Below are 1,242 nucleotides of genomic sequence, written 5' to 3' on the forward strand. Positions count from 1 at the left end.
ATTATTTCTTTGTTCGTCAAAAGTATTTCTCCTATCACAAGTAATAATATGGTTTGGCAATCGTCGTATTTGCTAGCCACTTCATTCGCTATCGCTCATTTCGTTCTGCAAATACCCTTGTTGGGGGTAAACCCCCAATCCCCCTTTTTTGCTAAAGCAAAAAGCTAGCCATAATGGCTAGCTAATTCATTTGTTATCTTTTATTCTATGTCTTCTAGATTTTATAAACGTATTTATAGCAAAAGTACCATTATCAGCTAACAAAGGGAACCAATCATCAAATCTATGCTCCATAGCATAAATCCATAGTTCTTCGTATTCTCTTATATCATTTTCAACTATAAAAGAAGTCATTTCTTTAAACATCTCATATCTGCTTGCAGACGTCGGTTTTAACATCTCTAGAATATCTGCTCCACCATGAGCAATCATATCTTCACGATCATACTGATATTTCTCAGGATTATCCATATGCAACATATATCTAACAAGACCTTTAGCAGAACCACACCTTTGTGGAACAGTTGCATTTATTCTTTCAGTCAATTCTAATATCTGATTATAACTTTTAACCCCATCATACATAACCAATATATGCTTATGAGCCTTTTTTATCTCTCCATTTGGATTAGTATCCTTATCATGTAATGGAGATTCAACCCATTGTATATGTTCATCATCTAATATATCTCTCCAACCTTCAGAAACACTTTCTGGGTAAATTACAAACGTCCAATTTCTAGTTCTTACATTACCTTGTGATGCTTTATTCACCATGATATAATTACCTCCGAATACAAGTTTATGCTGCCATAGCCACATGGCAGTATTTTTTTATCTATTTTTATGTTTTTTATCAAAATCTTGCAAAGCCAACGCAATTACCGCACTTTTTGAAACTCCTAAATATTTCGCCAATTCATCTAACTTTTCCGACATCTCATCTTTCAAAGTCACTTGCAATCTTTTACTCATAATTGTAACCACCTTTCAACTATTACAGTCAATAATACACAAAACAACATCATAATTCAATCGTTTATACACAAAAAGTGACCGTGAACAATGAACAACACTGGGGGGTCGTAGTACCCCAGTGTTGAAAACCTAAAGTCAAAACCCACCATATTATTACTTGTAATAGAATTTCCTTTTGACTTCACGATATCGAAAGTAATGATTTGGATTGGTTGTTAACTTGGATTAATCCAAGTTACAACTGCACCAATCGCCACTGAAGTG

At 34.1% G+C, this 1,242-nt stretch carries 2 protein-coding genes; both read right to left on the reverse strand.

Features of this window, described 5'->3' with window-relative positions; all coding sequences use genetic code 11:
- Window positions 1-186 precede the first annotated feature (186 nt).
- Window positions 187-777 (reverse strand): replication protein, encoded by a 591-nt coding sequence (locus KA883_RS08160; protein WP_031917824.1) that lies wholly within the window; start codon window positions 775-777, stop codon window positions 187-189.
- 57 nt (window positions 778-834) lie between these two features.
- Entirely contained in the window at window positions 835-975 is a 141-nt protein-coding gene (locus tag KA883_RS08165) for a ribbon-helix-helix domain-containing protein (protein ID WP_031917823.1), read from the reverse strand.
- Window positions 976-1,242: the final 267 nt, after the last annotated feature.

The organism is Staphylococcus sp. GDY8P54P (assembly GCF_017892645.1).
Lineage (GTDB): Bacteria > Bacillota > Bacilli > Staphylococcales > Staphylococcaceae > Staphylococcus > Staphylococcus ureilyticus.